The following is a 6,055-nucleotide window of genomic DNA, read 5'->3' on the forward strand; positions in this document are numbered from 1 at the left end:
GCTCAGTCGTCCCCGGGCGGCGCTCCGCGGTCCGCGCCGGTCAGGCGCAGCTGCACCTCGACCTCCTGGTCGCCGGACGCCGTGCCCGCGGCCGTCACGACGAAGGCCGACGCGAGTGCCGCGTGCAGGCGGGACACCGCGACCGGTCCGCCCTGCAGGTCCGCGGTGACCGAGCCCGCGAGCAGGACGCCCGGCACGGAGGCCGGACTGTGGTCGGCGAGGAAACCACCGGTCCAGACCTCGGGCCACGGCTCCCCGGTCTGGCGGGGCGCGTCGACGCCGCGGTCGGAGGGGAAGTGGTCGCGCAGCACGTTGAACACGGTGTCCGCGTCCGCCGGGGAGCACTCGCCGAGGACCACCTGTACGAGGTCCACGGACGGGGGGTGCGGCCATTCCGGGCGCCCGCCGGGCGCCCCGCGCGTCACAGCTCCCCCAGCGCGGGCAGGAGCTTCTTCTCGGCCCAGTCGATGAAGGGGCGCTGCTGCTCGCCGCCCACCTGGACGAGGGCGATCTCCGTGAAGCCCGCGTCGACGTAGGGACGTACGGCTTCGACGAAGTCCTCGACATCGTCCCCGCACGGGATCTGCTTCGCCATGTCCTGCGGGGTGACGAACCGGGTGGCACCGGCGAACCCCGAGGGCCCGGGCAGCTCGGAGTTGACGGGCCAGCCGCCGACCGACCAGCGGAACTGGTCGTGGGCGCGGGCGATGGCCGCGTCCTTGTCGGTGTCGTAGCAGACGGGCAGCTGCCCGACCCGGGGCTTGCCCCGGCCCCCGTGCCGGTCGAAGGAGTCGAGGAGCCCGCCCTTGGGCTCGGTCGCGATGACGAGGTCGGCGTGGCGTCCTGCCAGCGCGCAGGAGCGCTCGCCGGAGACGGCGATGCCGATGGGCGGCAGTTCGTCGGGCACGTCCCACAGCCTGGCGTTCGCCACGTCGAAGTGGGTGCCCTCGTGGTTCACGTTGTCGCCGGTGAAGAGCGCGCGGATGATGCCGACCGCCTCTTCGAGCATGTCGACGCGCACGCGCGCGGAGGGCCAGCCGGCACCGACGATGTGCTCGTTCAGGTTCTCGCCCGAACCGAGCCCCAGCCGGAAGCGGCCCTCGGAGAGCAGCTGCATCGTCGCCGCCTTCTGTGCCACCACCGCGGGGTGGTAGCGGACCGTCGGGCAGGTCACGTACGTCATGAGGGGAATGCGCGAAGTCGCCTGCGCGGCCGCGCCGAGCACGCTCCACGCGTACGGGGAGTGCCCCTGCGAGTCCAGCCACGGAAAGTAGTGGTCGGAGGTGACGGAGAAGTCGAACCCCGCCCTCTCCGCCGCGACGAGATCGTCGACGAGCGCGCGCGGACCGGCCTGCTCAGTCATCATTGTGTAGCCGATTTGCACCATAAATAATCGGTTTGCCGAACTGCCACAGCTGAAACCTCCGGCGGTCCGCTGCTCCACCGTCCGGCTGCGGGCACGGAGCGGGGGTAGGGGAACCACAGCCCCGGACAGCGGGCCGACGAGACGGGAGGCGGTCTCCGTTGCGCACTGTAGGAGTGGAGGAGGAACTTCTCCTCGTCGACCGTGAGAGCGGCGAGCCCCGGGCTCTGTCCTCGGCGGTCCTGGCCCGGGCGGCCAGGGACACCAAGGCGGGTTCGGCCGTGGAGAAGCAGGCCGACGACTACCGCGAGCCCGAGGAGGAGACCTTCGAGAGGGAACTCCACGGCGAGCAGCTCGAGTTCGCCACGCAGCCGCGGACGAGCATGGACGACCTCGCGAAGGAGGTCGACCGGTGGCGCGGGGACGCGGCGCGGCACGCCGGCGACGTGGGCGGCGCGGTCGCCGCCCTGGCCACCTCGCCGCTGCCCGTGAGCCCGTCGGTGAACGCGGGCAGCCGCTTCCAGTGGATGGAGGAGCAGTTCGGCCTGACCACCCAGGAACAGTTGACGTGCGGATGCCACGTCCATGTGTCGGTCGATTCGGACGAGGAGGGCGTGGCCGTCATCGACCGCATCCGGTCCTGGCTGCCCGTCCTGCTCGCGCTGAGCGCCAACTCGCCCTTCTGGCAGGGGAACGACAGCCTGTACAGCAGCTACCGCAGCAGGGTCTGGGGCCGCTGGCCGATGGCGGGCCCCACCGAGATCTTCGGCTCCGCCGCCCGGTACGAGGAGCAGGTCGAGGAGATGGTCGCCACCGGTGTCCTGCGCGACCGGGGCATGGTCTACTTCGACGCCCGGCTCTCCCACCGCTATCCCACGGTCGAGATCCGCGTGGCGGACGTCTGCCTGGAAGCCAGGTCGACGGTGCTGATCGCCACCCTGGCCCGAGCACTGGTGGAGACGGCCGCCCGCGACTGGCGGGCGGACCGCCCCCCGCTGTCCCACGGCGTCGCCTCGCTGCGCCTCGCCGCCTGGCAGGCGGCCCGGTCCGGCCCGGACGGCACGCTGCTCCACCCGACGACCATGCGGCCCGCCCCGGGCGACGAGGTGGTGCGCTCGCTCGTCGACCACGTCCGGGACGCCCTGGAGGACTCCGGTGACCTCGACCGGGCCCGCGGGACCACCGAGGACCTGCTGAAACACGGGAACGGGGCGCGCGTGCAGCGGGATCTGCTGCGGCGGACGGGCAGTCTGCGGGAGGTGGTGGCGGAGTGCGTGCGCCGCACCCGTCCGGCGTGACGTACCCGAAGGCCGTCCCGCAGAACAGGGCCCGCGGCTGAGACGATCGGGAGCATGACCCACACCAGGTTCCTCATACACGTGTCCCCCGGCCCTGCCATCGCCCGGGCGGTGCGGTGACTACGCCCGCCGCCTTTCCCGGCGGCGCCGAGCTGTTCCGGCTCAGCACTGAGGTCGCTCATCTCAATCACGGGTCCTTCGGGGCCGTCCCGGTCCCCGTCGCCCGGGTGCACCGGAGCCTGGCCGAGGAGGCCGCCGCGGATCCGGACGCCTTCTTCCTGGGCGTGCCCGACCGGCTCGCCGAGGCCCGCGGCCGGATCGCGGACCGTCTCGGCACCGACCCCGAGGGGGCGGCCCTCGTCACCAACGCCACCGAGGGCGCCGGGCTCGCCCTCGACGCGCTGCGGCTGACGCCCGACGACGAGGTACTGGTCACCGACCACGGCTACGGGACGGTCGTCGCGGCCGCGGCCCGCCGGGCCCGCGTCGTGACCGTGCCCCTCGACCCGACGCTCCCCGACGAGGAGGCGGTGCGCAAGGCCGTGCTCGCCGGACTCACCCCGCGCACCCGCGTCGCGCTCCTCGACCACATCAGCTCGCCCACCGCCCGGTTCATCGCCACGCCCGCGCTCCTCGCCGACCTCGCCGAGCGCGGCGTGACCACCGTGGTGGACGGCGCCCACGCCCCCGGCATGCTCGCCGACCCGCTCGCCGGGGCCCCCGACTTCTGGTTCGGCAACCTGCACAAGTGGGGGTACGCCCCGCCGGGCAGCGCCGTGCTCGCGGTGGCCGCCGCACACCGGAGCCGGGTGCCCGCGCCCGTGCCCTCCTGGGAGGACGACCGCGGCTTCCCGCGTGCCGTCGAGTACCGGGCCACCGCCGACTACACGGGCCTGCTCGCCGCGCCCGAGGGCCTCGACCTCATCGCCTCCCTCGGGGCCGACCGGATCCGCGCCCACAACAGCGCCCTGGCGGCGTACGGCGCCGAACTCCTCGCGGGGCTGCCGGGGTTGGCCCCGCTCCCCGCCGACGAGCGGCTGGCCATGCGGGCGCTGCGGCTGCCGCCGGGTCTCGCCCGCACTCCGGCCGAGGCGGCGGCCCTGCGCGAGGAGATCGCCGCCCGACTGGGCTTCCGGGTCCTGATCTGGGCGTGGCCGGGCGGCGGCGGCATCCGCGTCTGCGGACAGATCTACAACACGCCCAGTGAGTACGAGCGGCTGGTGACGGCGCTGCGACCCTTGCTCGACGGGCGCTGAGCCAGGCCCTGCTGACGCAGGGTCATCAGCGCCGCCCGCCGAACTCCCAGTCGTGGACCTCGATGTCGGCGTACCGGCCCGGGGACAGCACATCGCGTGCCGTCTCCGGGTCCGGGGCCCGGAGCAGCACCGCCGTGCCCAGCCAGGTGGCGCCGTCGTCGGACAGCAGCGGCCCGAACGCGATCAGCTCGTCCCGGTCGGGCGGCACGGCGAGTTCGGCGGACTGCTCCGGGGCGAGGCCGATCACCAGATACCGGTCGCCGACGGTGCGGCCGCCGGGGAAGTCCCACATGGTGCGCCCCAGCATGTTGCGCCACCGGCGCAGCAGCACGTCGCGGTACGCACCTGCCTGGTGATTGGGCTCGTCGAAGGCGAACGCGCGGGCGGCGGCAGGATCCGGCAGGTCGACGATGTGCACGCTGCCGCTGGGCGTCTCACCGTCGTCGGCGAAGGTCGGGCCGCGGGCGATCAGCTCCTCGGCGTACCGGTCCATGTACGACCAGTGCTCCTCCCCCAGCTTCTCGCGCAAGGGGAGGGAGCCGGGCCGGTCGCGGTGGTAGCAGAAGAACTCCATGAGGGGAGACCTTTCCCAACGTACGGCAGCATCTCAAGGGGTTTTGGCCGCGCCGTCCGGCGGGGACGTGAGGCAGATGCTGGTGAGCGGCGCCTCCGTCGTCCAGCCGAGCGACTCGTACAGGCCGCGCCCCTCGACCGTCGCGCCGAGCACCCCGGTCCGGGCGCCCACCCCGATCGCCTCGTTCATCAAGGCGTGCATGACCGCGCGCCCCAGGCCCCGGCGACGGTGCACCGGTGAGGTCTCTATCTGATCGAACACGACGGCGCCGGTGCGCGTGGGTCCGGCGGCCTGGCCGCGGGCGGCGAAGCTGCCGTCCGCGGCCAGGACGAGGACGCGGGCGACGTCGCCCCGGCTCCACGTGCGCACTTGATAGCCGACGGGAAGGTCCGTCGCGGACGGGCGCAGGGTCGTCGACATCAGGAAGTGGGGGTCGTCGAAGGTCCAGCCGGGGGTGAGCCAGGGCGCGACGGTCTCCGCGGGCACGAACAGTTTGAGCCAGGTGCCGGGGGCCGTGGCCTTCTCCAGGACCCTGCGGACGAGCGCCTCGTCGGCGTCGGGCAGGACGTGCCTGGTGACGTGCTGGGGCAGTCCGACGTCGACCGTGAATCCCCAGGGCTCCTCCACCGGAGGCACGGCCCCGCGCGAGATGACCCAGCCGTCGACCCACGCCCGCACGATCCCGGTATCCACGCGACCTCCACACGTAACAGGTGCTGACAATGACAGCACCTTACGCGTCAGAGGCTCCGGCCATCCACGCCCCCTACCTCACTCGCCTGCCCCACGTCTCACTCGTCGCCCTCGCGCTCCTCGTTCTCGAAGTGCAGCGCGATGGAACGCAGCACGTCCGCGGAGGTCACGTCCGTGCGTCCCTCGTCGTGGACTTCGGCGAGCTGTGCGAAGGAGAGGGCGAAGGCGGATGTGATCTGTTCGATGACGGGGCCGAGCTCCTGGCCCACCACCGCGGCGACCTCGATCGGCGTGGCGTCGGCGGGGATCTCGATGGGCGGCAGCATCTCCTCCAGCATCGCGCCCACCGCACCGCTGTTGTCGATCTCGCCGTCCGGGTTCTCGCGTGCCTGTCGGCGCATCTCGAGCGCCTCGGTCAGGATGCCGACGACTCTTTGCATGATCTCGCGCTGCTCCATGCCGCGAAGCCTAGACGCTGGTGGATCACGGACGGCCGATCGGCGACCCCGAATACTTCCCCGGGCCCGAGGTCACCTGGACCTCGAGCGATGGACACGACAAGATACGGTTGCCAAGCGGAAGCCAACTGGCTGTTTTTAACAGCCATTTGGCTTAAAACCTATGCCGTGGGAAGCCCGCTGCAACCGAGGAAGCCAGGACGTATTGATGAGTACGGTGAGACAGGTCGGACCCTTCATGCGGTCTCGATGCGGCCACCGGCTCGGCTCCCCGGTCCTGCCCCCTGTCCGGCCGGCCCCCGGGGTCACCCGTCAACCTGTGCGGCTCCTTTCGTAGTTGGCACCCGCTCCACCCCCCCCCCACCCGCCCTCCCCCCCGCCCCCCCCCACCCCCCCGCCCCTCGCCCCCCCCC

At 72.6% G+C, this 6,055-nt stretch carries 7 protein-coding genes; 2 read left to right on the plus strand and 5 right to left on the minus strand.

The annotated features are described in order from the left end of the window. Positions 1-2: 2 nt before the first annotated feature. Complete coding sequence (locus tag AOK03_RS23925) at positions 3-374, minus strand: hypothetical protein (RefSeq protein WP_055567394.1); 372 nt, start codon at positions 372-374, stop codon at positions 3-5. A 47-nt stretch (positions 375-421) separates the two neighbouring features. Next, the gene (locus AOK03_RS23930; protein WP_055567395.1) at positions 422-1,387 is read right to left on the minus strand and encodes an LLM class F420-dependent oxidoreductase; all 966 of its coding nucleotides are present in this window, start codon (positions 1,385-1,387) and stop codon (positions 422-424) included. Between the two features lie 137 nt (positions 1,388-1,524). Between AOK03_RS23930 and AOK03_RS23935 the strand changes: the two genes are divergently transcribed. Beyond that, entirely contained in the window at positions 1,525-2,661 is a 1,137-nt protein-coding gene (locus tag AOK03_RS23935; RefSeq protein ID WP_055567396.1) for a glutamate--cysteine ligase 2, read from the plus strand. 116 nt (positions 2,662-2,777) lie between these two features. Further along, on the plus strand, positions 2,778-3,917 hold the full coding sequence (locus tag AOK03_RS23940) for an aminotransferase class V-fold PLP-dependent enzyme (RefSeq protein ID WP_055567397.1): 1,140 nt from the start codon (positions 2,778-2,780) through the stop codon (positions 3,915-3,917). Between the two features lie 25 nt (positions 3,918-3,942). On the opposite strand, the gene AOK03_RS23945 is transcribed toward AOK03_RS23940, so the two are convergent. The 3 genes from AOK03_RS23945 to AOK03_RS23955 form a co-directional block, all read right to left on the minus strand. Further along, positions 3,943-4,491 (minus strand): YciI family protein, encoded by a 549-nt coding sequence (locus AOK03_RS23945; RefSeq protein WP_055567398.1) that lies wholly within the window; start codon positions 4,489-4,491, stop codon positions 3,943-3,945. Positions 4,492-4,524: 33 nt separating this feature from the next. Next, positions 4,525-5,184 (minus strand): GNAT family N-acetyltransferase, encoded by a 660-nt coding sequence (locus AOK03_RS23950; RefSeq protein WP_055567399.1) that lies wholly within the window; start codon positions 5,182-5,184, stop codon positions 4,525-4,527. Between the two features lie 98 nt (positions 5,185-5,282). Then, a complete protein-coding gene (locus tag AOK03_RS23955) occupies positions 5,283-5,642 on the minus strand; it encodes a hypothetical protein (RefSeq protein ID WP_055567400.1) in 360 nt (119 codons plus the stop codon). Positions 5,643-6,055: the final 413 nt, after the last annotated feature.

The sequence above is a fragment of the Streptomyces atriruber genome (genome assembly GCF_001418325.1).
Taxonomy (GTDB): Bacteria; Actinomycetota; Actinomycetes; order Streptomycetales; family Streptomycetaceae; genus Streptomyces; species Streptomyces atriruber.

Bases quoted from the DNA above. Each gene is read 5' to 3' on its own strand.
- AOK03_RS23930 (WP_055567395.1), bottom strand. From the start codon at position 1,387: ATGGTGCAAATCGGCTACACAATGATGACTGAGCAGGCCGGTCCGCGC.
- AOK03_RS23945 (WP_055567398.1), bottom strand. From the start codon at position 4,491: ATGGAGTTCTTCTGCTACCACCGCGACCGGCCCGGCTCCCTCCCCTTG.
- AOK03_RS23955 (WP_055567400.1), bottom strand. From the start codon at position 5,642: ATGGAGCAGCGCGAGATCATGCAAAGAGTCGTCGGCATCCTGACCGAG.